Genomic DNA, 25087 nt, shown 5'->3' with positions numbered 1-25087 from the left:
GGCACATCCTGGCGCAGCCTGGTCGATGTGCCCTTGGCGCAGGCCGACTGAGGTCACCGGGCGGTTTGGGCCGTCATCACGCCGAAGCCTGCGATGTACTCCCTGATCGGACGGTAGTACGCGTAGCCGACGCGGTAGGGGCCTGCGGCCGACAGTGCGGCGAATGCGGCGACCCAGGTGCGTACCTCGTGGGCGGAGTTGCCGGCCTCGTGGGCCATCTGGGTGGGGTTCATCGCGTCGATGGGGGAGAGGTCGCCCGAGGCGAGCACCGCCATCAGGGCGCGATCCCACTCGGGAGCCAGATCCTGGATCGTGGCGGTGCCGGCGGCGAAGTCACGGCCGGTCTGGATGACGCGTTCCTGGCGGGCGTCACGGGCTGCTGCGGTGGGGTGTCTGCCGTTGAGAAGCAGCGCTCGCTGCGGCTCGGTGGCCGTGGCCCATTGCGGCACGGGCGGGTCGTGGGAGAGGCCGCCGGAGCCGATCACCAGGACGCGCTCGTCGGTCAGGGTGGCGAGGAAGGAGCCGATCGCCTCGCCGAGCCTGCGCACCCGGACCATCCGGGTGAAGGGCTTGGCGACGCCGTTGACGAAGACGGGGATCGTCGGCACGGTGTCGATGCCGCCGAAGAGGATCTCCAGCGGCTGGATGGCCCCGTGGTCGATCTCCATCTTCCGCGAGATGGCGACGTCGAGGTCACGCTCGGCCACCCACTCGGCCAACTTCTCGGCGGTCCCGGTCGGCACGTTCAGCGGGCCCTCAGCGGTGCCGTAGTCGCCGACGCCGAGCGCCTCGTAGCCGATGCAGAACGGCGGCATCAAGTCGTAGAAGAAGCCGTTGTAGTGGTCGGGAGCGAAGGAGACGACCAACGTGGGGTCGTACTCGCTCACGAAGGCGCGCGCCGAGGCGAAGGCGTTGTCGACCTCGGCCTTCACCTCCGGCGCCGGGTCGTTGTACCCCAGCAGCGGGGAGTGGGACATGGTGACGAGGGCGAGGCTCATGCGTCTGCTCCTTCGGTGGTGACATACGAGGCGGCCTGGAGGGTCGCGTTGAAGGCCGTGGAGGCCTGCTGGGCCAAGGACGCGGCGGCGACGAACCGGTCTGGCCGGAGCATGACGAAGCCGCAGGCGCGTCGGTCGAACCAGTCCTTCAGAGCTCCGGTCGTGTCGCCGACGATCGTTGTCGGGGAGCCGGCGAAGCGCTTCTCCGCCCAGGGGCGCTGCGTCTCGGGGAAGAAGGCGACCAGCCTGATACCGAGTCTCTCGGCGATTGCCAGGTCCTGCTCGGAGAGCAGGCGGGCAGGGTCGTTGCCCCACGCGGCGACCGTCCACCAGTCGCCGGTGACCTGGTCCAGCAGCACGTCGGTCGCGCCGGCGGCGCTGACCCGCGGCTGGATGAACTGCAGCCCGACCGGCGAGATCTCACCGGAGGAGTCGACGAACGGGGCCAGCCTGGAGCCTTTGAACGAGACATCGGAGCGGCCCGGCTCGAGGGTCGCCTGGTCGACGACCACACCTGCCGCGTACCTCGGCATCGGCTTGAACCGGAGCTCGGAGAAGTACGCCTTCATGGCGGGTCGCAGGTTGAGCAGGCTCGCCGCGCGGTCACGCAGCCAGCCCTTGACCGGGCCGCATTTCATGATCGCTCCGGCCGCCATGTTGACGTCGATCATGTCCGAGGCGTGCTGGTGACGCTCGTCGGTGTAGGTGTCGAGGAGGTCGTCGCCGGCCTGGCCGCGGAGGATCGCGGTCAGCTTCCAGGCCAGGTTGGTGGCGTCGCGGATCCCGGAGTTCCATCCCTGACCCAGCCACACCGGCATCAGGTGCGCGGCGTCGCCGGCCAACATGACTCGACCCTTACGGAACGAGGTCGCGATCCGGCCGTGGTGGGTGAAGACACGCTGGTTGATGATCTCCAGCGCGTCCGGCTCCGGCACGTGCCGGGCGAGCAGCTCGCGGCGGAAGCCTGCGGTGTCGACCAGCTCGGTCGGCTCGTCGTCGAAGAGCATGAACTCCCACCGGCGGAGTCCCAGCGGAAGCCCGATGGAGACGTACGGGCGGCGCGGGTCGGCACCCAGGTAGACCGACGGCGTGCCGACCGGGTCGTCCTCGACGTCCACGACGAGCCAGCGCGTCGACGGCGACTTCCCTTCGAACTCGACGCCGTGCTTTGCGCCCAGCCAGGAGCGGGTGAAGCTTCGGCCGCCTTCGGCGCCGACGACGTACGCAGCGGTGAGCTGGACCCGCTCTCCGGAGGTGGTCTCCGCCGTGACCCTGACGTGGTCGTCGTCCTCGACCAGGTCGACCACCTCGTGGCCGAAGCGCAGTTCGGTGTCAGCGAAGCGGTCCAGGCCGGCGGCGAGCTCCTTGTCGACCAGCGGCTGGATGAAGCCGTGCTTGCGGACATATCCGAACTCCTGGGTCCGGGGATCGTTCTTGGCGAGCACCTGCCCCTGGCCGTTGACGAACCGGACGATGTGGTGGGGGACCGTGTAGGGCTCGATCTGCTCCCACAGGCCGGCCGTGGCCAGCGTTCGGATCGACTCGTCGTCAAGGCCGACGCCGCGGGGGTAGTCGATCAGCTCCGAGCGTGCCTCGAGCACGATCGCCGAGCTGCCGCGCAGGCCGAGCAGGTTGGCGAGGGTCAGGCCCACGGGGCCGCCGCCGATGATCAGGACGTCGGTGTCGAGTGTGGTTGTCATGGTCGTCGCCTCAGTTGTTGCTCAAGAAGTCGATCACAAGACGGTTGAACTCGTCGGCGTGCTCGATCATCGCCCAGTGTCCGCAGCGGTTGAGCAGCACCAGGCGGGAGTTCGCGATGTGCGTGGTCAGCCACAGCGACGTCTCGAAGTGCAGCACGCGGTCGTCGCGACCGTGGATGATCAGCGCGGGAACGTCGATCGAGGGAATCTTCGAGCGATCGACGAGGAACGGGATCGGCGCGCCGTTGGCGAGACCCTCGACGTAGTTCCTCAGGTGGTCCGGGCGAGCCGAGGCCGCATCGGACCGTGCCTGGGTGAGCTCGGGGGTAGCGAAGCGAGCCTTGTCGAAGGTCATGATCTCGACCAGGGCCTTCATGTTCGCGGGGCTCGGATCCTGATAGGCCTTCACCAGCACCTTCAGTCCCTCGGAAGGGCCGTCGGCGGGGCCGAAGAGCGACTTGGGGAAGCTCTTCCCGAGGGAGGCGCCCATGGTGACCAGGTGGGTGATCCGCTCCGGGTGCAGGGTCGCGAACCGGACCGCGGTGTGTGCGCCCATCGAGTTGCCGACCAGGGCAGCCTTCTCCAGGCTGAGGGCGTCGAGGATGTCGACCAGGTCGACGTCGTGGTCCATCTCCTTGGTGGCCACCGCAGAGGAATCGCCCCAACCCGGCATGTCGGGGGCAATCACGTGGAAGCCGCCGGCGGCGATGCGCTCGATGTTGCCCGAGAAGTTCGACCAGCCGGTCGCACCAGGGCCCGAGCCGTGCAGCAGGACCACGGGGGCTGCCGACGCGTCTCCGGCTTCGTAGTAGCGGATCTGCTTGCCCGAGGGCAGCGTGATGTCGCGGGACGCGGCGTCCTTGGGGAGCGTCATGGCTTCTCCTTGCGCGTTATTTACACGCTTATAGGCGATATTTACACAGGTAATGTGAAACATATTCGCCCGGTGCGGGTGGCCTGTCAAGCCCCCTGTCCCGCTGCTTCGCCGGTGGGAAGGGCAGGGTCAGGCGAGCTTCGGGGACGCTAGGCGGTTCCCCGCCTCATCTCGACAGGGAGCGGCGGCGGGACACAAGACTGGAGAGCCCCTGGGCGGCTGCCCGGACCTGGGTCACGTAGGCCTCGGGGCGGAAGCGGCCCACGGGGCCGGTGATGCTGATCGCGGCCAGAGCTCTGTCGCTGTCGGTGAGGATGGGGGCGGCGATGCACTGCAGGCCCACGGCCGACTCCTCGCGCTCGAAGGCGACGCCGTGCTCGAGCGCGGCGGCGAGCTGGCGCTCGAGCAGACCGGGGGCGACGATCGTGTGGGGCGTACGGCGTTCGAGGGGTCCGTTGAGGACCTCCTGCTGGACCTCAGGATCGGAGAAGGCGAGCAGGATCTTGCCGATCGCGGTGCAGTGGACGGGCATCCGCCCACCCGGCCGGGAGGGTGACTTCGCCTGACGGTGCCCGCCGATCTTGGCCACATAGACGACGTCGTGACCCTCCCGGACGCCCAGGTGAACGGTCTCGTGGGTGCGTTCGTAGAGATCCTGCAGGAAGGGCATGGCGAGCTCGAGGAGCGAGCGCTCGACCGACGCGCGCATGCCGAGCTCGAAGAGGCCGCCGGAGAGGCGGTAGCCGAGGTTGGTGCGGTCCAGGAGACGGTTGGCGACCAGGTCCCCGGCGACGCGGTGCGCGGTCGCCTTGGGGAGTCCGGTGCGGCGGACGACCTCGGCCAGGGAGAGCACCTGGTCATCGACCGTGAAGGCCCGCAGGATGGTCACCGCCTTGCCGAGCACGGTGTCGAGATCGGCAGGCTCATGCGGCATGAGATCACCGTACCGGTCAGTGAGACGACTGCGCCCCTGATCAGGCCCAACTGCTGAGACCGTGGGTGCATGAGCGAAGTGACCTCCCAGCCCGACGTCGCCGGCGACGCTGCCGTCGCGGCCGCCGCAGACCGGCTGCTGACCGCCGCCGCCACCGGCACCCCCGTGCCGCCGATGCGGGACCTGCTGGCGGCGACCGATCTGGCGACGGCGTACGCGGTCCAGGAGCGGCTCACCGCCGCCCGGGTCGCCGGCGGTGCCACCATCGTGGGTCGCAAGATCGGGCTCACCTCGAAGGCCGTGCAGGAGCAGATCGGCGTGGACACCCCCGACTTCGGCGTGCTCTTCGACGACATGGCGTACGCGGCCGGTGACACGATCCCTGCCGACACCATCCTGCAGCCGCGGGCCGAGGCCGAGATCGCCTTCGTCCTCGCGGCCGATCTGGCCGACGGCGAGCTCGGCTACGACCAGGTCCGGGAGGCCATCGACTACGCCGTCGCGGCGATCGAGATCTGCGGCAGCCGGATCGCGGACTGGAAGATCTCCTTCGGCGACACGGTCGCGGACAACGCGTCCGCGGGGGCCTATGTCCTCGGGACCGAGCGTCGGCGGCTGGACGAGTTCGAGCCCAAGGACGTCTCGATGTCGATGTCGATCGACGACGAGGAGGTCTCGACCGGCACCGGCGCCGCGTGCCTGGGGGACCCGGTCAACGCGGTCCAGTGGCTGGCCCGCTACGCCCGCGACTTCGGTGAGCCGCTGCGTGCCGGCCAGCTCATCCTCTCCGGCGCGCTCGGGCCGATGCGGCCGATCGTCCCGGGCAACACCGTTCGTTCCACCGTGTCGGGCCTCGGCTCGGTGGCCTTCAGCGTAGGGAAGTGACTCCATGTCAGTGGCAAGCACCAAGGCGAAAGTGGCGATCATCGGGTCGGGCAACATCGGCACCGACCTGATGATCAAGGTGATGCGCACCTCGCAACACCTCGAGATGGGTGCGATGGTCGGGATCGACCCCGAGTCCGACGGCTTGGCGCGGGCGCGGAAGTTCGGGTTCGCGGCCACCCACGAGGGTGTCGAGGGGCTGATCGACCTGCCCGAGTTCGACGACATCGAGATCGTCTTCGACGCGACCTCGGCCAAGGCGCACGTGGCCAACGCGGAGCGTCTCGCGCCCTACGGGAAACGGCTGATCGACCTCACCCCGGCGGCGATCGGGCCGTACGTCATCCCGGCCGTCAACATCGACGAGCACCTCGACGCCCCGAACGTGAACATGGTGACCTGCGGTGGCCAAGCCACGATCCCGATCGTGGCCGCGGTCGCTCGAGTCGTGCCGGTGGCCTACGGCGAGATCGTCGCCTCGATCTCGTCCCGTTCCGCGGGTCCCGGCACCCGGGCCAACATCGACGAGTTCACCGAGACCACCTCGGGCGCGATCGTGCAGGTCGGCGGTGCCAAGCGTGGCAAGGCGATCATCATCCTCAACCCGGCCGAGCCGCCCCTGATCATGCGCGACACCGTGTATGCGCTGGTCGAGGGCGGGTCGCGCTCCCTGGACGAGCTGACCGCCGAGATCACCGAGTCGGTCGAGAAGATGGTCGGTGACGTCGCCGCGTACGTCCCCGGCTACCGGCTCAAGCAGAAGGTGCAGGTGCAGGAGATCCCCGCGGACCAGCCGGTGGAGACGCTGCTGGCCGAGGGTGAGACGACCCGGCCCACGCATCAGGTGTCGGTGTTCCTCGAGGTCGAGGGCGCCGCGCACTACCTCCCTGCGTACGCCGGGAACCTCGACATCATGACCTCGGCCGCGCTGCAGATGGCCGAACGCATTGCTGCTGCGAAGGAGGCCACCAAGTGAGCACGCCCATCTACATCCAGGAAGTCTCGCTGCGCGACGGCATGCACGCCGTACGCCACCGGATCACGCCCGAGGACGTCAAGCGGATCGTCATCGCCGCCGATGAGGCCGGTGTCGACGCCATCGAGGTCGCCCACGGCGACGGCCTGACCGGCGGCTCGGTCAACTACGGTCCCGGTTCGAACAGCGACTGGGAGTGGATCGAGGCGGCCGCCTCGGTCATCAAGAACGCCCGGCTGACCACGCTGCTGCTCCCCGGCGTCGGCACGATCGAGGACCTGCGCCGCGCCTATGACCTCGGCGTACGGTCGGTTCGGGTCGCGACCCACTGCACCGAGGCCGACGTCTCGGCGCAACACATCGCCGCCGCGCGCGAGATGGGGATGGACGTCTCCGGGTTCCTGATGCTCAACCACATGGCACCGACCGAGGTGGTCGCCCAGCAGGCGAAGCTGATGGAGTCCTACGGTGCCCATTGCGTCTACATCACCGACTCCGGCGGCCGGCTCACCATGAATGACGTACGCGACCGCGCCCGCGCCTACCGCGACGTGTTGAACGACGAGACCGAGATCGGCATCCACGCCCACGAGAACCTGTCGCTGTCGGTGGCCAACTCGGTCGTCGCAGTCGAGAACGGCGTCTATCGCGTCGACGCCTCGCTCGCCGGTCACGGCGCCGGCGCAGGCAACTGCCCGATCGAGGCCTTCATCGCGGTCGCGAACCTGTCGGACTTCAAGCACAACTGCGACCTGTTCAAGCTCCAGGACGCCGCCGACGACATCGTCCGCCCGCTCCAGGACCGCCCCGTCCGGGTCGACCGGGAGACGTTGACGATGGGCTACGCCGGCGTCTACTCGTCCTTCCTCCGCCACGCCGAGAATGCCAGCGCCCGCTACGGCGTCGACACCCGCGACATCCTGATGGAGTGCGGCCGCCGGGGCCTGGTCGGCGGCCAGGAAGACATGATCGTCGACATCTGCCTGACAAAGCTCGCCGAGCAGGAGGCGACGGCCGGCGCCTGACCGACTCAGCCGAGGAACGTCGGAGTCTGGAGGTCACCCAGTGACTATTGCGAAATCGCCAGTCGGGTCCGTGACTCGGCCGGCGGTTCGCGAAATACTGGGTGGGCATGGCGCATTCGTATCGGCCGGTGGTGTGCGTGATCAGGAGTTTCTGTTTCCGCCGAATATGGCTGAGTGGCTCCCGGCGGATCATCCGGGTTTGGTTCTTGCTCGATGTGGTAGATCAGCTCGACAACAGCAGGCTCCACGCGGGACCGCTGCACGGAAGATGACATCTGATCTGTGCGACGAGGGTCGTGGAAGGATAGATCGTGCCTAAGGCATACCCAAGAAGTTCCGCGAGGACATGGTCCTTGTCTTCCGGGTGACATCCCCACCGCTGGCTCGCCGCCTGAGCACGCTCGATCACCTGACCGAGGGCCGGGTCGGCCGGAACGTCGTCCCCTTCTACCTGCCCAGCGCCTCTCGCTTCCTCAGCACCAGCCATTGCCTCACGACCACTCTACGAGATGGCTGAGGAGTTCATGGCCGTCATCTACAAGCTCTGGGAGCACCCCTGGGACAACGACGCGGTCGAGCTCGACAGCGAGCGGGGCGTCTGCGTCATCTCAGAAAAGGTTCACGACTCGTCACTTGGGTCGCTTCGACGTTGACGGGCTTCAACATGGCTGAGCCGTCACCACAGAAGATGCCGGCGCGTGCCATGCCGCGATGCTGCCACAACCTGGATCCTCTACGCCGATCTCCGATGGCGCTTCGGCCGGGGGAGTAGGGCAGCGATGTTGTCGGCCGCGAAGTCCTCCCTCTGGCGGGCTTCCAGCACGGCTTCGGCGGCGGCCATCCGGCGTTCTTCCCAGGCGAGGAGCTGGTCCAGGCGCCAGCGGTTCGGGTGGCTGAGCACCGGTTCGGGGACGAGTCTTCGGTCTTTGAGATTCTGGTAGCCCCTGGTCTTGCCCCAGCCGTAGCGGTGCATCACCTCTTGTGCGTCGAGGAACACGTGGCGCGGGTCTCGGCCGTCGGGTGCGGCCGTGCCACGTTCAGCGTTCGTCGGCATCGGGTCTCACCTGCCTCCCGCCGTTCTGGCCGGAATGCACGAACCGGCGCGCTTCGCCGACTGTTGTGTAGATCCGACCGGTGTCGCCAAGGCGTCTCCAACGGACGCCGACCTTGCGCCGCTTCCAGTCTCGGACGGTGCGCTGCGGCGTCTGGATCAGGACGCAGAACTGTTCGAAGGTGAGGAGGGCATCGTCGTCCCAGTCCTTGGGGATCGAGATGGGGGTCAGGATGTTGGCGTGCGACTTCGCGCGCGTGTTCGAGTTCATCCCTCCATGATGCGACGGGGAGGTTGCCCACTTCGTACCCCCTGGTATGAGGAACCTAGGGGGTACGTTGGGGGTACGGATCGGGGGATGTCGGGTATTTTCGCAGGTCAACAGGGGGGAGCATGGGCGTACCCCTACCTCCCCAAAGTTTTACTTTCGGGAGGTTGCTCAAAGACCGATTCCCGGGCTCGACGGGCTCTGTGACGGGCGGGGGAATACGCTCGGGCGTAGGGGGTACGTCTGCTCGGGGCGCCTCCGGCGGGGTTGCTCCCCCTGGGTGAGCAACCCGGGTCTGGACCGCGGCCGCTGTGGACCAAAGGCGTCCAGATCTGCTGCGGCGCGCTCGGCGGCATGCCCCGGTCCGAGGTCGGCGCGGTCGCGACTGAAGACCTCGATCCACTGCCGGCGGGCGTCCTCGAAGTCGTCGGCGACCAGATGGGCGACGTTGTGTTCTCGGCCGCGGGTCATCGCGACGTAGGCCGCGGCGGCGCCGGTGGTCTGGTCGATCGCGACGTGGGCGGTGTCGACGGTCTCGCCCTGGGCGCCGTAGACGGTGGTGGCGTAGCCGAGCTCGACATGATCGCGTACGTATTCGGCCGGGATCTTCACCGTTCCGGTCCTGCCGTTGAGTCGCAGACGACCGTCGGCGGCTACTTGCGTGACGGTCCAGGTGTCGCGGTTCGCGACGCCGAGGTCGCGACGGTTGAGCCGGGTGGTGACCCGGTCTCCGAGGGAGATCAGCTCGCCGCGCCCGGTGACCACAGAGGCGTCGTCCGTCGGAGTCCGCCTGTGCCGTTGTGTGGGTGTCGTGGTGGCTCGGTTCTCGCGGGCGGTGGCGTTGAGGAGGCTGACCTGTTCGCGGGTGTCGGCCATGACCAGAGCCGTCCCGGATGCGGCCACCTCGGCCAGGGCTGCGGTCCGCTCGATGGTCGTCGGGTGCACGACGATGGCCCCACGCGCGGCCAGTTCATCGAACACCTCGCCGGGGTGTTGACCGCTTCGCATGCGCAGGCTCAACGCGCCGTACGCCTCGTCGGCAAAACGGTGTATCGCGGAGAGTTCCAGCACGTTGGTCGGGTGTGCCCAGCGGGCCGCGTGGTCGAGGACTCCGCCGCGACCGACCGCGGGCAGCTGGTGGCGGTCGCCGACGAGCACGACGCGGGCGTGGTGTTCGTCGGCGATGGTGATCAGAGCCAGTGCGAGGTCTTGGTCGAGCATGCCGGCTTCATCGACAAGCAGGACGTCGCCGGGCTGCAGGCGGGCAGCCCCACGGGTGCCGAGCCTGATGCGGTCGGTGGCCGGGACGCGCCCGAAGTGTCCGTCCTCGTCCCAACGGAACCCATGCTGTAGCGCGAGCCAATGCGCGGTGCTCGCCGGCGCCTTGGTTTCTCGCGACGCGACGCGGGCTGCCTTGAGCGTGGGCGTGACGACCAGCAGCCGACGCCCGGACTGTCTCAACGCGCCGTCTGCTGCGGCGAGGGTCGTGGTCTTGCCGGCGCCCGCAGCGCCCTCGATGACTACCAGCGGCGCGGTGCCGGCGATGGCGGCGACCGCTCCTCGCTGGGTCGAGTCGAGCCCTCGAACACGTCGGTGTGCGATGACCCGAACCGGCCGATGCCTGGATTGGCCGCGGTCGGCGAGCCGGGAGACCAATGCTTCCTCGACTTGTACGACCCGTTTGGAGCTGAGGGAGCGTACGTGCTCGGGCACGTCATCGCGATCGAGCAGAGGCGTGCAAGCTGCGACCGTTTGGCTGGTCAGGTCCTCGGCGAGCTCGCGGCGTACGGTGCCGTCGGCGATGATCCCGACGGAGACAACGATCTTCTCCACCTCGCCACGTATGTCAGCTGCGTTCCACGCCGATCGCCGTGTGCCCAGGCGGCTGAGGACGAGATCGACGACCGCTGTCCGATCGAGTCTGGCGATCGGGAGCGCCTCGAGGACCACCGAGCTGTCCGGTGGGACATAGCCGAGCTCGTGGAGTTCCTCGCGCCACCGGTCCACCAGCGCGGCGCCGTCGACCGGGATGTCCTTGTCGGGCCGGTGTTCGGCCCAGGCCCGCCGATCCCACCCTCGTCGTAACGCTGGACCTGGCACCTCACCGGGGTGCTGGCGGCGCCACTCGGCTTCGTAGCGGTCGAGGTTGCGGCCGACCTGGGCCGACCTTTGGCTGAATCGACCGATGTAGGGCTTGAGCTCGCGGATCTCACCGTCAGCATCCAAGGTGTACCCGTGCGCGGCCAGGGTGCGGCGCATCTCGGGATCGCAGGCGATCGCGGCGTGGCCGATGCCGTTGATCGCCTCGATGCTGTCCACGGTCCCGACCGAATGCAGCCCCCGCCACCGTCCGTTGGCGAGGACGCGGGCGTTGACCTGTACGTGCAGGTGGCGGTGGGGATCGCCTGCACGAGAGGTGTAGTGCCGGATCACCGCGGCCTCGATCTGATCGGCCGGGACCTGCACCTGCCGCCCGCGAGGCCCGACCCTGGTGGTGGAGTGCTGCCCGATCCAGCTGATCACCTCGCATACCGCTCGATCCTGGGCGGCCTCGTAGGCATCGGCGATCTGAGGATGCTCGGCCGCCGCGAGCGACCACGACTTCGGCCCGTTGATGACGACCTCGACGAACCGCAGCCCCTTCTCGTCGTTCCTCAGCCGCCCCTTCGCGGCGCCGGTGTCGACGTCGTACCCGGCGACCCATCTTTCGTACGTCTCACCATCCATGTAACCCGCCACCGTCGCGATCGGCGCGTCGTGCTCACCGACGTCGACGATGTATCTGGTCGCGACTCCTGATCCTTCGGCAAGGTAGTAGTCGTCGGCGCGCGAGTGGTTGGCCTCGACATACGACCGTGCCGCAGCTGCCGCTCCGCGATAGAACTTCACGCCCCCATGCACGCCCTTCGTCACCGCCCGTCATGCCTCGTCAAACGGCCTACAAATGACACTCGGCCCGCCCAGGTGGGCGGACCGCTGTCTACGGACCTTCGTAGCATGCGTGCCGAGGATCAGATAGCGATGGAAGGACGGTCGTGAACTGCGGTTTCGCAACTCGGCAATTGTCGGCAATCCCCGGCAGCGGGAGATGTCGACAGGCTCTGTCGCTAGCGACCGTACCGTCCGCGGGATCAGCCTGGGACTGACGATCAAGCTGGTCGCTGAAGGGGTGAACCTTCCCGAGCCCACTCATTGTCAAATGGCACACAGGCGCGACGCTTGCCCCCTACCATGACGAACAAACCTTTGCCGGCGTGGTGACACGGCGTTTCCGGAGTGAACGTGGCGCGACGAGCAAGAGTGGGGCACCGTGGCAGATGACGGAACGTCATGATCACCAACCCGGCGAATACAAACTGGAATGACAACCGGCGGCGAGGACGATACGGAGTAGCGTTCGTCCGCTCGCTCTGTGCGCAAGCTGGAGTCGGCTTCATCGAGACGTCACCCGACGAGGACACCGACGCGATCGACGCGATGACTAAGTTCACCCGCGGCAGCGTTCCCGTGCAGGTGAAGTGCACCGGCCAATTCAAGGTTGGCGAGGGCAACGCGACCCTCGACCTCGATCCCGGCTGGGTTGCTAAATGGAGCGCGGAGCACGTCGCGCCGTATGTGATTCTCGTCAAGGTTCCATCGGCGGTCCCGGATTGGCTTGATCACGGTGCTGGCGACAGGACGTTACATCGGGCGCTTGCGCTAGCGCGCCGATCTCGACGCCTTCTACGGACATCTTGCGGGTGGCGCGGCGTGACACGGTCCGTCCCCGCTTGTGATGTTGCGGCTCTGCTACAGCGGACCTCGTGGACGCTCACCGTGGGCGGTAACGACGAGCGGGCAGACCTCTGGGAGCATCTGGATTCTGGGGCATCTCTCTACCTGCCGCACCGACTCAATCTTGGATCGTTCGTTTGGTCTGACGTCTTGGAACGGATTGGGGCGGTGCTACGCAAGCCGGCCTCGGAAGTACTTCGCGACATCGAGCTCGGCTGGTACGACATCACGCGGTTTCGCGTGGACAGTGACGGGCTTGGGACTCAGACGGTTCCTCTCGACGCCGCTGCGACTGTCGTCAACTCGGCGTTTGGCATGCTCAGGGCCGCGGCAACGACCGCGAGGCAGCCTCGCCAGGCGATCGGACAGAACTACTCCAAGATCGGCGACGAACTCGCCCGCCAGGCACGCCTAGCCCACACGGAGCCCGGCTCCTTCGTCTTCCCGGTCCTCATGAGGGTCGGCGAACCCAGCACCGAGGACCATCCGAGCCTGGAGGGTCTTGACGAGGTCACCCCGGAGTCGAGTGAGCGACGCATCGTCCGGACCTTGGCTCAAGCTCTCCAAGCTTTCGATCGCCACGTCGTTCAGCCGGCAACCGATCCGAACATGGAGTCTCTGCTCCCGGTGATCTACGCCGGTGGCGCCAAAGAGATTTTCAGTCAGCTTCTTAACGCGATGAAGCAGCCAGCGGTCGATTGGGTCGAGACAAGCTTTGCCTGGGCGGCAGAAGAGCGCACGCCAACGGACCTGCCGGAACAACTGACGTTTCCGGTCGAGGCGCAAGCGCTCGTAGAACGTGCGGTGAAGGTGCTCGCGGAGCCGTCAGCGGAGCCGATTCGGGTGATCACCGGCCCGATCGTCCAGATCCGTCATCTACCGGGTGAACCATTCGGTGAAATTGCAGTTCAGAGTCCGAATCCGCGCAACTTCAAGGTTGGCCGTATTGAGATGCGAGTGCGTGCAGACCAGCTTGGCGAGATTCACCAGTGGATGGATTCTGGTACGACTGTGGTGGTCGAGGGCATCGTTGAGAAGCGTCCGAATCGCGCTGCACGGCTCCGCGACCTCGCTGTGCCTCGTGACCTCGGTGGGCTGATTGAGGGGTGACGACCCCCGACGGAACAGCAGCGACTCCACTTGCGGACTTCCGCGAGTGGGGCGGTCAGTTCCTCTTCGCTGCTAGGCGTGATGACCCGCGGGTGATGGTCTACCTCGAGCAAGGTGCTGCACGGGAGCAGCGCGCCTTCGCGAGAACAAACCTAGTGTGCCCCGAACCAGGCTGCTCCGCTCCAGAGATCACTACCGTTCACCGTGCTCCCGGTGGCCGACGCGACGGCTACCGACATCTGAGCCGACCCGAATTCGCTAGTCACGGACCTGAGAGTGTGCTCCATCGACAGGGCAAGGCCCTGGTCGCGCGCTGGGCTCGTGCACAGCCGAACGTTGCAAACGTGGAGATCGAGGCTCCGCTCGATGGTCGCCGGCGGATCGCTGACGTCCTTCTGACTTCCGACGCCGGAAACAAGATGGCGATCGAAGTGCAGTACTCCGGGCTGACAACCGCGAGTTGGAAGGAGCGGACCGCCGCGTACAAGGCGCTCGGGATCACGGTGGTTTGGATATGGGGAAACATCGGTGCCTTCGCGCCTCGACGGACTCGAGTTCTCGATGTCCACCGCGAGATTCTGCGGCGGCGGATGCCGATCATTTGGATAAACCCAGCCCACGAACGAATCGCGTGGGCCGGCCTTGAGGACGACTACCCAAGGTTGCTACCAGCGAACGTTCGGAGACATGGGTTCTGGTTCGGGTCTCTTGACGACCTTGAACTTCGGGCGACTGGCCTGTTCCCGCCGGGTTTCATCGACGCCCGCATTGCCTCGAAGACGACTGCGATGCGCTCGAGGCGGCCGAGGTTGAGCAGAGCGTTCGAGCGTAAAGTGGACCAGATCGCAAGCGGTCGCGCTCGGTGGTCGGCGTCGCCGGACGAGGATCGCGGCTAGGCATACCGCCTCCGGTGCTGTGGCGCGTGTCCGGCAAGCGCACCGAGGCCTTAGCTCGTCGAATGGCGGCTAAACCGCCTGGACTCAATCGGGCTCTTCGCAATTCAGAGTGTGCCCCTGAAGCTCTGATCGGTGCGCGGGTTGATCGAGAGCGGGACGTGTACGTGGGGCTCGTGTCAGCGGGCGTGATCAGGTCATAACTCAGCGAGTTTGTTGACCGAGCCACGTAGTGCGTCCTCGCCGGCACGGACGTAGTGGTTGAGGACGGTGGTGAGCTTGTCGCCTAGGTATTGGGCGACGACCTCCCAGGATTCGCCGAGCTCCTCGTGGAACCACTTCGTCGCTGCATGGTGGCGGAGGTTGCGGTAGACAATCGTGCGGGGCCAGGCGTTGTCGGGGTCGTTCAGGTCGACCCAGGCGCGGACGCGGTGCCAGCGGTTGTTGTGGAGTTCGGGCTTCACCGGTAGGCCGGTGGCGGTGTCGACGAAGAGCCACTGCTCCTCTTCCGGAGGAATCGGGTAGTTCCACCAGGCGAGACTTCGGTCGGGTGCGCGGACTGCGAGGTCGGCTCGGCCCTGACGCTCGAGTTCTTGAGCGTTGATGACCTGCTGGAGAGGCGTGGTTGCCGGTAGTCCGAGGAGTTCCTTGACGCGGGGGAGGAGATCGTCGCGCATCAGTGTGCCCGGGAGCGGGACCTCATGCAGGACATGGTTCTTCACGGGCCCACGGAAACCGGGCTGGTGGCGCGGGGTGGTCCAAGAGCCGTTGACATGGAGGTAGCCGCCGTCGAAGAAGACGTCGATCGCGCGCAAGGCGTTCTGCTCACCGAGGCGGAGACCGCCGAAGCCGGCGACGCGGATCTTCGTGCCGAGGAGTGGGAGGCGGGTCATCAGCGGATCGGTGCCGTCGGGGCCGCAGAGCTTGTCGGCGGCGTCGGCCATGGCGCGCACCTGGCGGGTCTCGGGGCGCAGGCGAGGGTCGACGTATTGGATGGTGGCTCCTTGGAGGACCGTCGTGCGTCCGATCTCGAGCCCGTCGAGGGGGTCGACCGAGCGGTCGAGCCAGCCCAGGCGCCAGGCGAGCTTGCGCATGGCGGCGAGTTGGCCGCGCAGGTCTTCCCTGCCGCGCGTGGAGAAGATGGTCTGCGAGCCCTTCTCCATCACCTTCCGGCTGTGCTCCACCCGCCACTTCGCGACCGTCACGTCGCCGATGGTGGGGAGGATGTGCGCGTTCAGCCTCGACTCGCGTCCCTGGATGGTGCGGGGGTGCTTGTCTCGTTCGTGGCTGTCCTTGATGTATTCCTCGCCGAGCATTCGGATCGTGCGTGCGGCGCGTACGTCGGCTCGGGCCGGTGCCTCCGTGGCTGTGTCGAGCGCGGCCTCGGCCCGGGCGAAGATGTCGCGGGCCTCGGTCTCGGTGCTGGCTCGGCGAAGCACGCGCTCCCAGGGCTGGCCGTCGTCGGTCGGTGACCGGAACATCACCTGGTAGCTCGTGCTGCCTTCGCCGGGGGCGTAGAGGCGTACGCGCCAGGCTCGCTTGGTCCCGCCGAGCGTTCGCGGCTTGCCCTGGGCGAGCAGCGTCGGCTTCTTACGAGGTGGCATCCGCATCCCTCCTAGGGTGGGGGTGGGTCCGGTGCGGGCCTACCAAGATCTGCTTCGTGTATCACGCTCGTGTATCACACGACTCGATTATGATACACGTGCCACTCGTTAGGAGTGATGGAAATGGTCAACCGTCTGGCCGGTGCGACGAGCCCGTATCTCCTTCAACATGCAGGTAATCCCGTGGATTGGTGGGAGTGGGGAGCCGGCGCGTTCGAGGAAGCGAAGCGTCGTGATACACCAGTCCTGCTGTCGGTCGGCTACGCAGCCTGTCACTGGTGCCATGTGATGGCGCACGAGTCGTTCGAGGACGAGGCGACGGCTGCGTACATGAACGAGCACTTCGTCAACATCAAGGTCGACCGGGAGGAGCGGCCGGATGTGGACGCGGTCTACATGGCTGCGACGACTGCGATGACCGGGTCGGGCGGGTGGCCGATGACGGTGGTGCTCGACCACGACGGCAACCCGTTCTTCGCCGGCACCTACTTCCCGGACATGCCGCGCCACGGGCAGCCGGCGTTCACGCAGGTGCTGCAGGCGCTCTCGGAGGCGTGGACGCAGCGGAGGTCGGAGATCGGGGCGGTGGCCGAGAACGTACGTCAGCATCTGGCTGCCATCTCCGGGACTGCCGGGGCCGCGGGTGACTGGCGGGTGGACGTCGCCGCCGCGGTCGAGACGCTGGCGGGGGAGTTCGACCCGATGGCCGGCGGGTTCGGGGGTGCGCCGAAGTTCCCGCCGTCGATGGTGCTGGAGTTCCTGCGGCGTACTGCCTTCTCGGCGTCAGAAACTGACTCTTCGGCGCCAGAATCTGACGTCTCGCGGAGGGCTTCGCACATGTTGGCTCGGACGGTGGCTGCGATGAGCGGCGGTGGGATCTACGACCAGGTCGGGGGTGGGTTTGCGCGGTATACCGTAGACCGGGGCTGGGTGGTGCCGCACTTCGAGAAGATGCTGTACGACAACGCGCAGCTGATCGGGCTCTACGCCCGGCTCGGGACGGAGCTCGGCGACCGGGTCGCCCGGGAGAGCGCCGACTGGATGATCCGCGAGCTCGGCACTGCCGAGGGCGGATTCGCCTCGGCGCTCGACGCCGACAGCGAGGGGGTCGAGGGGAAATTCTACGTCTGGACCCCGGCCGAGCTCGTCGAGGCCCTCGGGGCCGAGGACGGGGCCTGGGCTGCGGAGGTATTCGAGGTCACCGACGCGGGGACGTTCGAGGAGGGCGCCTCGACGCTCCAGCTGCGCCACCGGCCCGACGACACCGAGCGGCTCGAGGCGGTCAAGGCGCGGCTCCTGGCTGCGCGCGAGGAGCGGGTGCGGCCAGCGCGTGACGACAAGGTCGTCGCGGCGTGGAACGGGCTGGCGCTCAGCGGGCTGGTCGACGCCGGAGTGCTGCTGGGGGAGCCGCGGTATGTCGACGCGGCGGTCGCTGCGGCGGACCTGCTGTGGCGGGTGCACGTACGGGGTGCGCGCCTCCTTCGCGTCAGCCGCGACGGTGCGGCAGGTGCGCACGCGGGTGTGCTCGAGGACTACGGCTGTGTCGCCGGCGGCTTCCTGAGCTTGGTCCAGGCGACCGGCGACAGTGCCTGGCTCGACCGAGCCACGGCGCTGCTCGACACCGCGCTTACCCATTTCCGTGCCGAGGACGGCGGCTTCTATGACACCGCCGACGACGCGGAGGCGCTGGTCACCCGGCCGAGGGACGCGTCCGACAACGCCAGCCCCGGTGGCACCAGCGCGATGGTCCATGCGCTCGTCACCGCACACGCGCTCACCGGAGAGGGCCGCTATCGCACGGCCGCCGAGGAGGCGCTCGCGGCCACGAGCAACCTGATGACCAAGGCGCCCCGGTTCGCCGGCTGGTCCCTGGCAGCGGCGGCGACGATGAAAGACGGCCCGCTCGAGATCGCGGTCGTCGGCCCGCCGGGGCCTGACCGCGACGCACTCGCGCTCGCTGCCCGGCGCAAAGCCGGTGCGGTGGTGGTCGTCGCCGACGAGGCCCGCGAGGACATCCCGCTGCTGCGCAGCCGCACCCCCGTGGACGGGAAGGCGGCGGCGTACGTCTGTCGGGGCTTCGTCTGCGAGCGCCCTGTCACGGAAGTGGCGGACCTGGAGAGGGCCCACACCTGAGGGCCGAGAACTATGGGGCCAACTCATATGTCGGCGCGCCCGTAGAAGTGTAACTTCGGTCACATGACGGTCGATGTGGTCGCGTTCCTGGAGCTGCTCGCCGGGGACGCCGCGGAGGCCGACTTCGAGGGACCGTCGCAGGCCGCGCGAGCCGCGGGGGCGAGCGCTGAGGAGCAGGAGCGGATCGACTACGCCAAGAGGCTCGCGCTGCAGGTCAGGGACATCTTGGAGGCGCGCCGCCGGCGCGAGGGCGAGCTGGGTGCGCTCTTCGAGTCGGCGAACGACCTGGCGATGCTGACCAACCTGGAAGCGGTGCTACAGGCGATCGTGACCCGGGCCAAGCAGCTGCTGAACAGCGACGTCGCCTACCTGACCCTCAACGACGAGCGTCGTGGCGAATACATGCGCGTGACCGAGGGAATCCTGACCGCCGCCTTCCGCTCGACCAGGATCCCCTTCGGCATCGGCCTCGGCGGCCTCGTCGCTCAGACCATGAAGCCCTACTCGACCGCCGACTACATCCCGGACGAGCGTTTCCGTCACGCCCCGGACATCGATGGCGCGGTCAGCGGCGAGGGCATCCGCGCGATCATCGGCGTACCCCTCCTGCTCGGCAGCCAGGTCATCGGCGTCCTCTTCGCCGCCAACCGCACCGTACGTCCCTTCGGAGCCGAGGCGAGCGCGCTGCTCGTCTCGCTGGCGGCCCATGCCGCCATCGCCGTGGACAAGGCTCGGCTGCTCGAGGAGACCCGCGCCGCGGTCGCCGAGCTCGAGGTCACCACCCGCAAGCTGCAGACGCGCAACGAGACGGTCGAGCGCGCCGCCGACGCCCACGACCGGCTCACCAGGATCGTCGTCGATGGCGGCGGAGTCGACGATGTCGTACGCAGCGTCGCCGAGGTTCTCGGCGCCCGGGTCGTCGTCTTGGACCTCGACGGCGAGACCATCGCCAGCAGCGCCCCGGACCAGCCCGTCTCCGACTACGAGGCGGCCGTGACCAGGCGCAGCCTCGACCTGAGCCGCACGGCAGGCAGCGGTGACATCTACGCGACCCCCGTCCTCGCCGGAGCCGAGCAGCTCGGCTCGATGCTGCTGGGCCCTCGCGAGGTCGACCGAGAGGACGGGGACCTGGACGACGGCGACCAGCGGATCCTGGAGCGGGCGGCGCTGGTGACGGCGCTGCTGCTGCTCTTTCGGCGCAGCGTCGCAGAAGCCGAGGGGAGGGTGAGAGGTGAGCTCCTCGACGAGCTCCTCTCCGGCACCACCCCGGACCCGGAGACGCTGCGCGAGCGCGGCCGCCTGCTGCAGGCAGACCTGTCCAGGCCCTACGCCGTGGTGGTGGCGAACGTCCCCGGTGACCGGGCCCGGGTCGGTCAGGCGGCGACGTTCGTCGCCGCGACCCACGACGGCTTCGCGGCGGTCCGGCAGGGGCAGGTCGTGCTGATCTTCCCCGACTGCGACGCCCGTGCCGCCGGCGAGCTGGTCGTCGAGGGGCTGAGGCTGTCGGCGGGCGCACCGGTCACCGTCGGCGCCGCCGGTCCGGTCCCGGGACCGCTGAGCAGCCCTGACGCCGTGGTGAAGGGTTACGACGAGGCCCGCCGCTGCCTGGCGGCCGCGATGACACTGGGGCGCGAGGGTCAGGTGGTCACCGCCGACGATCTCGGCTTCGTGGGGCTGCTGCTCGGCTCGGACGGTCACCCGGCGGCGTACGTCACCTCCCGGCTGGGCCCGGTGATCGACTACGACAACGCGAAGGGGTCGAAGCTGGTGGACACCCTGCGGACCTACTTCGCCGCCGACCGCAACCTCACCCGCACCGCCGGCGCGCTGCACGTCCACGTCAACACCGTCACCCAGCGCCTCGACCGGGTCACCCGGCTGCTCGGCAAGGGCTGGCAGGAGCCGGAGCGCCAGCTCGAGGTGCAGCTGGCGCTCCGGCTCCATCAGTTGGTCGCCTAGCGCGCAACATTCCAGACCCGCGCCGAGTCGGGTCAGGATGAGCCGACTCGGCGACGACGGGTCAGCCAGAGGTGGCGGGCGGTGCCCCAGATCCCGCGGCGGAACAGCAGCACCACGGTCACGAACACGCCACCGGTCACGATCCCGATCCCGTCGAACCCGGACGAGGCCAGGTAGTCGGCGAGCAGCACGATCAGGCCGGCGCCGATGACGCCGCCCCACAGCGTCCCGATCCCACCGAGCACGGTCATCAGGACGACCTCGCCGGAGGTGGCCCAGTGCAGCTCGGGCAACGCGACGAATCCGTGCGAGACGGCGAAGACGCCGCCGGCCAGCCCGGAGAGACCGGCCGAGAGCACGAAGACGATCAGCTTGTAGCGCTCCACGTCGTAGCCCAGCGCCCGGGCTCGCGGCGCGTTGTCGCGGATCGCGACGAGCACCCGCCCGAAGGGGGAGTGGACGATCCGCCACGCGGCCCACATCCCGAGCAGGATGATCGGAAGCGCCGCGTAGTAGAAGAAGAACGAGTCGGTCTCGACCGCCTCGATCCCGAAGAACGAGCGGGGCACGCCCTGGAGCCCGTTCTCGCCGCCGGTGAGCGAGGAGGCCTGGTTGGCGATGAAGAAGAGCATCTGGGCGAAGGCGAGGGTGACCATCGCGAAGTAGATCCCCGACCGCTTCACCGACAGATAGCCGATCGGCAGGGCCAGGAGCATCGCGAAGAGCGCCCCGCCCAGGATCGCGACCGGAAAGGGAACGCCGAAGTGGATGGCGATCAACCCGGTCGCGTACGCCGATCCGCCCCAGAACGCGGCGTGACCGAAGGAGAGCAGCCCGCAGTAGCCCAGCAGCAGGTCGAGAGCCACGGCGAAGAGCGCCCACGCGGCGATGTCCATCGCCACCGGCGGGTAGACGAACCACGGCAGCGCCAGCGCCACCGTCAGTCCCACGGCGAGCAGGACCCACCGCTGCCACGGCCGCCCTCCCGCGATCGCCGCATGCTGCTCGGTGACGCTCGCACCGGCCGTCGCGATGGACGTCACGCTGTCGCCTCCTCTCGGCCGAAGAGCCCGGCCGGCCGGGCCAGGACGACCACGGCCATCAGCACGAAGATGAGCACCTGCGCGAACGTCGGTGCGTACGCCTGGCCGAAGGCCTCCACCAGCCCGACCAGGAACCCGCCGACGACGGCGCCGACGATCGAGCCGAGCCCGCCGATCACCACGACCGCGAACAGGATGATGATGAAGTCGCTGCCCATCTCCGCGGTGATCGCCCGGAACGGTGCCGCCAGCACCCCGGCCAGCCCGGCCAGCGCGACCCCGAAGCCGAAGACCGGGGTCACCCAGCGCCCGACGTTGATCCCGAGCGCACCGGCGAGCTCGGGCCGCTCGGTCGCGGCCCGGACGATCATGCCCACCCGCGTACGTGTCATCAGCAGCCAGACGCCGAGGCAGACCAGCAGGGCGACCCCGATCACGAAGAGCTGGTAGACCGGCAGCCCGACGCCACCTACCTGGACCCGGCCGGACAGCACGTCGGGCCGTTCATAGGGCAACCCCGAGACCCCGTAGCGGCGCTTGACCAGGTCGACCAGCAGCAGCGTCAGCCCGAAGGTGAGCAGCAGGTTGTAGAGCGGGTCGAGCGGCAGCAGCCACTGCACCAGCAGCCGCTCGACCAGCATCCCGAAGACCAGCATCAGCAACGGCACCACGATCAGGGCACCCCACAGGCTCAGCCCGAGGGTGTCCAGGAGCACCGCGGCGGCGACCGCTCCCAGCATGTAGAAGGCGCCGTGGGCGAAGTTGACCACACCCAGCACCCCGAAGATGACCGCCAGGCCGAGCGCGGCCAGCGCGTAGAAGCTGCCGGCCGCGAGCCCTTGGACGGTGTACTGCAGAACCGCGTTCATGCTGTGCCTTTCAAACCAGTGCCCTCAGATCTTGTTACGAGGTCGGATCAGGTCACATCGAGCAGCCGGACTCGGCTGCCGGACGGAACGCCTCCTCGGCAGGGATGGTCTTGATGATCTCCTCGTAGTCCCAGTCCTCCTTGACGTCGTCAGGCCCCTTGACCTTGGCCAGGTAGACGTCGTGGATGACCCGGTGGTCCTCCGCACGGATCTCGCCGTTGCGGAGGAACATGTCGTCGATCTTCTTGCCCTCGAGCTCCTCGACGACCTTGTCGGCGTCATCGGTGCCGGCCGCCTGGACCGCCTCGAGATACTGCAGCGCCGCCGAGTAGTTGCCCGCGTGGGCGTACGTCGGCCGGTCGCCGGTCTCCTCCAGGAACCGGTCGGCCCACTCCCGGGACTTCTCGTCGAGGTTCCAGTACCACGCGTCGGTGAAGATCGTGCCCTCGAACGCCTCGACACCGAGCGAGTGGATGTCGGAGATGAACATCAGCCCGACTGCCAGGTCGATGCCCTTCTCCTTCAGACCGGACTCGTTGTACTGCTTGACCAGGTTGATCAGGTCGCCACCGGCGTGCATGGTGCCGATGACCTGCGGTTTCGCGGCTCCCGCCTTGGTGATGTACGTCGCGAAGTTGTCGTTCGGGAACGGCGTCGCGATCGTGCCCCCGACCTTGCCGCCACCGGCCTCGATGGCACCGGTGAACGACTTCACCATGTCCTGACCGAAGGCGTAGTCGGGGTAGATCAGCTGCCAGTTCTTGTCGCCCTCCTCGGTCACGACGGTGCCGGTTCCGTTGGCCAGCATCCAGGTGTCGTACGCGTAGTGGAAGGTGTACTTGTTGCACTGCGCCCCGGTCAGCTCGGTCGTCCCGGCGCCGATGTTCATGTAGAGCTTCTTCTTGTTCTTCGCCTGCGTCGCGACGGCGAGAGCCGCCGACGAGGTCGGGACGTCGAGGATGATGTCGGCACCTTCCCGGTCGTAGAGCTCCTGGGCCTTGGTGTTGGCGATGTCCGGCTCGTTCTGGTGGTCGGCCGAGGTCACCTCGATGTCCTCGACGACGGCATCGTCGCCGTACTTCTCCTGGTAGTCGTCGATCGCCATCTGGATCGCGATCTTCGAGTTGGGGCCGGAGACGTCCTTGTAGACGCCGGAGGCGTCGTTGAGCAGGGCGAGGACAACCTTGTCGTCGGTGAAGTCGCCTCCGCCGGCGCTCGGACCGCCGGCACCACAGCCTGCGGTGACCAGGGCACCTGCCGTCAGCCCGGCCATCAGAGCGGTGGCGCCGGCATTTCTACGCTTGTTCATCGTGTCTCTCCTCGCGGGGGTTGGGACTGCACTGTCTGCTTGGGCGCTGTGCGCTCGAGGGTCAGATCCCGAGGTGTTGGAGCAGCTCGTCCTGACGCTCGACGAACTCGTCGTTGTTCAGGCTCTCGACCAGCTGACCCTGGGCGAGCAGGTAGTGGCGGTCGGCGACGGTGGCGGCGAAACGTACGTTCTGCTCGATCAGGAGCACGCCGATCCCGGACTGCTTCGCCGTCCGCACGATGTCGCCGATCTGGGCGACGATGACGGGGGCGAGCCCCTCGGAGGGCTCGTCGAGGAGGAGTACGCGGGCGCCGGTACGCAGCACCCGGGCGACGGCCAGCATCTGCTGCTCACCGCCCGAGAGCGTCGTCCCGCCGGCCTTTCGACGGCTGCCGAGAGCGGGGAAGGCGTCGTAGACCTGCGCCAACGACCAGCCCGACTCGGAGACCTTCGGCGGCAGGAGCAGGTTCTCCTCGACGCTCAGGCTGGCGAAGGTGCCGCGGTCGTCCTGCACCCAGCCGATCCCGGCGCGGGCACGCTTGTGCGCGGGCAGCGAGGTGATGTCGCGACCGTCGAGCCGGATCGATCCGGTCAGCTGCTTGTGGAGGCCCATCAGGCAGCGGACCAGGGTGGTCTTGCCGGCGCCGTTGCGGCCGACGAGGGTGACGACCTCGCCCGCGGCGACGCTCAAGGTGGCCTCGCGCAGGGCCTGCGCCTCGCCGTACCAGGCGCTCAGGTTCTCGGTCTCGAGCAGCGGCGTCTCAGGCGCTGACGTCTCAGGCACTGTGGGCCTCCCCGAGGTAGGCGGTGATGACGCGGGGATCCGCGCGCACCTCGTTGTAGGGGCCCTCGGCCAGGACCGAGCCCTGCTGCAGGACCGTGACCTGGTCGGCGAGCTGGCCGACGACGTGCATGTTGTGGTCGACGAAGATGACCGTGTGGCCCTCGGCGATGCGCCGGACGAGGTCGATGGTGCGGTCGACATCCTCGATGCCCATCCCCGCCGTCGGCTCGTCGAGCAGCAGCAGCTTCGGCTCGACGGCGAGCACGAGGGCGAGCTCGAGCGCACGTTTTTGGCCGTACGCCATCAGCCCGGTCGGCTTGTCCGCCAGCTCCGTCAGGCCGACCTCCGCGAGCAACCTGTCGACCTCGTCACGCCGCTGACCGAGGAGCTTCTCGGACCGCCAGAACTTCAGGCCCTGGTTGGTCAGCCCTTGGAGCGCGATCTCGACGTGCTCGCGCGGGGTGAGGTTCTCGAAGAGGCTGGTGATCTGGAAGGAGCGGGCCACCCCGTGGCGGGTGATCCGCTCGGGGGCCATCCCGGTGACGTCGTCGCCGAAGACCGTGATCCGTCCGCTGGTGGGCTTCAGGAAGCCGGTCAGCAGGTTGAACAGGGTCGTCTTGCCGGCGCCGTTCGGGCCGACGAGTGCGTGGACGGTGCCCTCGGCGACCTCCAGGTCGACAGAGCTGACCGCGCGGAAGCCGCGGAAGTCCTTGGTGAGTCCCTCGGTCCGCAGTGCCCATCTCGGGGCTGGTGTGGTGCTCGTCACAGGGGCGACGCTAGGGAAGTGGTGAGACGTACGCCATAGGGGTTCGGGACACACTGAGCCCATCCACTGTGTGGCTGATCGCCATTCGGCCACGCTGGAGTGCTGCTCCTGCCCGGCCACATCTCGGGCCCC

Annotated in this window: 21 protein-coding genes; 8 read left to right on the top strand and 13 right to left on the bottom strand. The window is 68.0% G+C overall.

What is annotated here, in order from left to right; all coding sequences use genetic code 11:
- Positions 1 to 53: 53 nt before the first annotated feature.
- The 4 genes from IEY84_RS25440 to IEY84_RS25425 all read right to left on the bottom strand — a co-directional run bounded on the left by IEY84_RS25440 (position 54) and on the right by IEY84_RS25425 (position 4506).
- The gene (locus IEY84_RS25440) at positions 54 to 998 is read right to left on the bottom strand and encodes a 3-carboxyethylcatechol 2,3-dioxygenase (RefSeq protein ID WP_183551524.1); all 945 of its coding nucleotides are present in this window, start codon (positions 996 to 998) and stop codon (positions 54 to 56) included.
- Positions 995 to 2698: a bifunctional 3-(3-hydroxy-phenyl)propionate/3-hydroxycinnamic acid hydroxylase MhpA gene (gene mhpA, locus IEY84_RS25435; protein ID WP_183551522.1), complete on the bottom strand. Its 1704-nt coding sequence runs from the start codon at positions 2696 to 2698 to the stop codon at positions 995 to 997. The genes IEY84_RS25440 and mhpA overlap by 4 nt, the downstream gene beginning before the upstream one ends.
- A 10-nt stretch (positions 2699 to 2708) precedes the next feature.
- Positions 2709 to 3572, bottom strand: a complete 864-nt coding sequence (locus IEY84_RS25430; protein ID WP_183551520.1) for an alpha/beta fold hydrolase — start codon at positions 3570 to 3572, stop codon at positions 2709 to 2711.
- 166 nt (positions 3573 to 3738) lie between these two features.
- Positions 3739 to 4506, bottom strand: a complete 768-nt coding sequence (locus IEY84_RS25425) for an IclR family transcriptional regulator (RefSeq protein ID WP_183551518.1) — start codon at positions 4504 to 4506, stop codon at positions 3739 to 3741.
- Between the two features lie 69 nt (positions 4507 to 4575).
- Between IEY84_RS25425 and IEY84_RS25420 the strand changes: the two genes are divergently transcribed.
- The 4 genes from IEY84_RS25420 to IEY84_RS25405 all read left to right on the top strand — a co-directional run bounded on the left by IEY84_RS25420 (position 4576) and on the right by IEY84_RS25405 (position 8045).
- Positions 4576 to 5391, top strand: a complete 816-nt coding sequence (locus tag IEY84_RS25420) for a 2-keto-4-pentenoate hydratase (RefSeq protein ID WP_183551516.1) — start codon at positions 4576 to 4578, stop codon at positions 5389 to 5391.
- Between the two features lie 4 nt (positions 5392 to 5395).
- On the top strand, positions 5396 to 6367 hold the full coding sequence (locus IEY84_RS25415) for an acetaldehyde dehydrogenase (acetylating) (RefSeq protein ID WP_183551513.1): 972 nt from the start codon (positions 5396 to 5398) through the stop codon (positions 6365 to 6367).
- Positions 6364 to 7392, top strand: a complete 1029-nt coding sequence (dmpG, locus tag IEY84_RS25410) for a 4-hydroxy-2-oxovalerate aldolase (protein WP_183551510.1) — start codon at positions 6364 to 6366, stop codon at positions 7390 to 7392. Before IEY84_RS25415 ends, dmpG begins: the two co-directional genes overlap by 4 nt.
- A 509-nt stretch (positions 7393 to 7901) precedes the next feature.
- Positions 7902 to 8045 (top strand): hypothetical protein, encoded by a 144-nt coding sequence (locus tag IEY84_RS25405; protein WP_183551507.1) that lies wholly within the window; start codon positions 7902 to 7904, stop codon positions 8043 to 8045.
- Between the two features lie 80 nt (positions 8046 to 8125).
- Here IEY84_RS25405 and IEY84_RS25400 read toward each other — a convergent pair whose 3' ends face one another.
- The 3 genes from IEY84_RS25400 to mobF all read right to left on the bottom strand — a co-directional run bounded on the left by IEY84_RS25400 (position 8126) and on the right by mobF (position 11600).
- On the bottom strand, positions 8126 to 8446 hold the full coding sequence (locus tag IEY84_RS25400) for a hypothetical protein (RefSeq protein ID WP_183551504.1): 321 nt from the start codon (positions 8444 to 8446) through the stop codon (positions 8126 to 8128).
- Positions 8430 to 8714, bottom strand: coding sequence for a hypothetical protein (locus IEY84_RS25395; RefSeq protein WP_183551501.1), 285 nt, complete (start codon positions 8712 to 8714; stop codon positions 8430 to 8432). Before IEY84_RS25395 ends, IEY84_RS25400 begins: the two co-directional genes overlap by 17 nt.
- A gap of 168 nt (positions 8715 to 8882) precedes the next feature.
- Complete coding sequence (gene mobF, locus IEY84_RS25390) at positions 8883 to 11600, bottom strand: MobF family relaxase (protein ID WP_229789011.1); 2718 nt, start codon at positions 11598 to 11600, stop codon at positions 8883 to 8885.
- Between the two features lie 441 nt (positions 11601 to 12041).
- On the opposite strand from mobF, the gene IEY84_RS25385 reads away from it, so the two are divergent.
- Positions 12042 to 13595, top strand: a complete 1554-nt coding sequence (locus IEY84_RS25385) for a hypothetical protein (RefSeq protein WP_183551498.1) — start codon at positions 12042 to 12044, stop codon at positions 13593 to 13595.
- 95 nt (positions 13596 to 13690) lie between these two features.
- Entirely contained in the window at positions 13691 to 14491 is an 801-nt protein-coding gene (locus IEY84_RS25380) for a competence protein CoiA family protein (protein WP_229789017.1), read from the top strand.
- A 194-nt stretch (positions 14492 to 14685) separates the two neighbouring features.
- Here the strand turns inward: IEY84_RS25380 and IEY84_RS25375 are convergent, their stop codons facing one another.
- The gene (locus IEY84_RS25375; protein ID WP_183551491.1) at positions 14686 to 16092 is read right to left on the bottom strand and encodes a site-specific integrase; all 1407 of its coding nucleotides are present in this window, start codon (positions 16090 to 16092) and stop codon (positions 14686 to 14688) included.
- A gap of 123 nt (positions 16093 to 16215) precedes the next feature.
- Here IEY84_RS25375 and IEY84_RS25370 point away from each other — a divergent pair, with 123 nt between their 5' ends.
- Together IEY84_RS25370 and IEY84_RS25365 are read left to right on the top strand one after the other, a co-directional pair.
- Positions 16216 to 18225, top strand: a complete 2010-nt coding sequence (locus tag IEY84_RS25370; RefSeq protein WP_183551488.1) for a thioredoxin domain-containing protein — start codon at positions 16216 to 16218, stop codon at positions 18223 to 18225.
- A gap of 63 nt (positions 18226 to 18288) precedes the next feature.
- Positions 18289 to 20184 (top strand): helix-turn-helix domain-containing protein, encoded by a 1896-nt coding sequence (locus tag IEY84_RS25365; RefSeq protein ID WP_183551485.1) that lies wholly within the window; start codon positions 18289 to 18291, stop codon positions 20182 to 20184.
- A 32-nt stretch (positions 20185 to 20216) separates the two neighbouring features.
- Here the strand turns inward: IEY84_RS25365 and IEY84_RS25360 are convergent, their stop codons facing one another.
- From IEY84_RS25360 to IEY84_RS25340, 5 genes are all read right to left on the bottom strand, one after another.
- Positions 20217 to 21227, bottom strand: coding sequence for a branched-chain amino acid ABC transporter permease (locus tag IEY84_RS25360; protein WP_229789009.1), 1011 nt, complete (start codon positions 21225 to 21227; stop codon positions 20217 to 20219).
- Entirely contained in the window at positions 21224 to 22096 is an 873-nt protein-coding gene (locus IEY84_RS25355; RefSeq protein WP_183551482.1) for a branched-chain amino acid ABC transporter permease, read from the bottom strand. Before IEY84_RS25355 ends, IEY84_RS25360 begins: the two co-directional genes overlap by 4 nt.
- A 52-nt stretch (positions 22097 to 22148) precedes the next feature.
- Complete coding sequence (locus IEY84_RS25350) at positions 22149 to 23405, bottom strand: ABC transporter substrate-binding protein (protein ID WP_183551479.1); 1257 nt, start codon at positions 23403 to 23405, stop codon at positions 22149 to 22151.
- A gap of 61 nt (positions 23406 to 23466) precedes the next feature.
- The gene (locus IEY84_RS25345; RefSeq protein ID WP_229789008.1) at positions 23467 to 24189 is read right to left on the bottom strand and encodes an ABC transporter ATP-binding protein; all 723 of its coding nucleotides are present in this window, start codon (positions 24187 to 24189) and stop codon (positions 23467 to 23469) included.
- Positions 24182 to 24955, bottom strand: coding sequence for an ABC transporter ATP-binding protein (locus IEY84_RS25340; protein WP_229789006.1), 774 nt, complete (start codon positions 24953 to 24955; stop codon positions 24182 to 24184). The genes IEY84_RS25345 and IEY84_RS25340 overlap by 8 nt, the downstream gene beginning before the upstream one ends.
- Positions 24956 to 25087 lie beyond the last annotated feature (132 nt).

It is taken from the genome of Nocardioides albus (genome assembly GCF_014648255.1).
Taxonomy (GTDB): Bacteria; Actinomycetota; Actinomycetes; order Propionibacteriales; family Nocardioidaceae; genus Nocardioides; species Nocardioides albus.
The sequence above is the reverse complement of the archived record's forward strand: the minus strand, read 5'-3'. Positions and strand labels throughout refer to the sequence as shown.

Excerpts from the sequence above, each read along its gene's own strand:
- IEY84_RS25395 (WP_183551501.1), bottom strand. The coding sequence starts at position 8,714 with ATGAACTCGAACACGCGCGCGAAGTCGCACGCCAACATCCTGACCCCC.
- IEY84_RS25350 (WP_183551479.1), bottom strand. The coding sequence starts at position 23,405 with ATGAACAAGCGTAGAAATGCCGGCGCCACCGCTCTGATGGCCGGGCTG.
- IEY84_RS25440 (WP_183551524.1), bottom strand. The coding sequence starts at position 998 with ATGAGCCTCGCCCTCGTCACCATGTCCCACTCCCCGCTGCTGGGGTAC.
- IEY84_RS25415 (WP_183551513.1), top strand. The coding sequence starts at position 5,396 with ATGTCAGTGGCAAGCACCAAGGCGAAAGTGGCGATCATCGGGTCGGGC.
- IEY84_RS25375 (WP_183551491.1), bottom strand. The coding sequence starts at position 16,092 with ATGCCACCTCGTAAGAAGCCGACGCTGCTCGCCCAGGGCAAGCCGCGA.
- IEY84_RS25355 (WP_183551482.1), bottom strand. The coding sequence starts at position 22,096 with ATGAACGCGGTTCTGCAGTACACCGTCCAAGGGCTCGCGGCCGGCAGC.
- IEY84_RS25425 (WP_183551518.1), bottom strand. The coding sequence starts at position 4,506 with ATGCCGCATGAGCCTGCCGATCTCGACACCGTGCTCGGCAAGGCGGTG.
- IEY84_RS25385 (WP_183551498.1), top strand. The coding sequence starts at position 12,042 with ATGATCACCAACCCGGCGAATACAAACTGGAATGACAACCGGCGGCGA.
- IEY84_RS25380 (WP_229789017.1), top strand. The coding sequence starts at position 13,691 with ATGGTCTACCTCGAGCAAGGTGCTGCACGGGAGCAGCGCGCCTTCGCG.
- mhpA (WP_183551522.1), bottom strand. The coding sequence starts at position 2,698 with ATGACAACCACACTCGACACCGACGTCCTGATCATCGGCGGCGGCCCC.
- IEY84_RS25405 (WP_183551507.1), top strand. The coding sequence starts at position 7,902 with ATGGCTGAGGAGTTCATGGCCGTCATCTACAAGCTCTGGGAGCACCCC.
- IEY84_RS25420 (WP_183551516.1), top strand. The coding sequence starts at position 4,576 with ATGAGCGAAGTGACCTCCCAGCCCGACGTCGCCGGCGACGCTGCCGTC.
- IEY84_RS25430 (WP_183551520.1), bottom strand. The coding sequence starts at position 3,572 with ATGACGCTCCCCAAGGACGCCGCGTCCCGCGACATCACGCTGCCCTCG.
- IEY84_RS25365 (WP_183551485.1), top strand. The coding sequence starts at position 18,289 with ATGACGGTCGATGTGGTCGCGTTCCTGGAGCTGCTCGCCGGGGACGCC.
- IEY84_RS25370 (WP_183551488.1), top strand. The coding sequence starts at position 16,216 with ATGGTCAACCGTCTGGCCGGTGCGACGAGCCCGTATCTCCTTCAACAT.
- IEY84_RS25400 (WP_183551504.1), bottom strand. The coding sequence starts at position 8,446 with ATGCCGACGAACGCTGAACGTGGCACGGCCGCACCCGACGGCCGAGAC.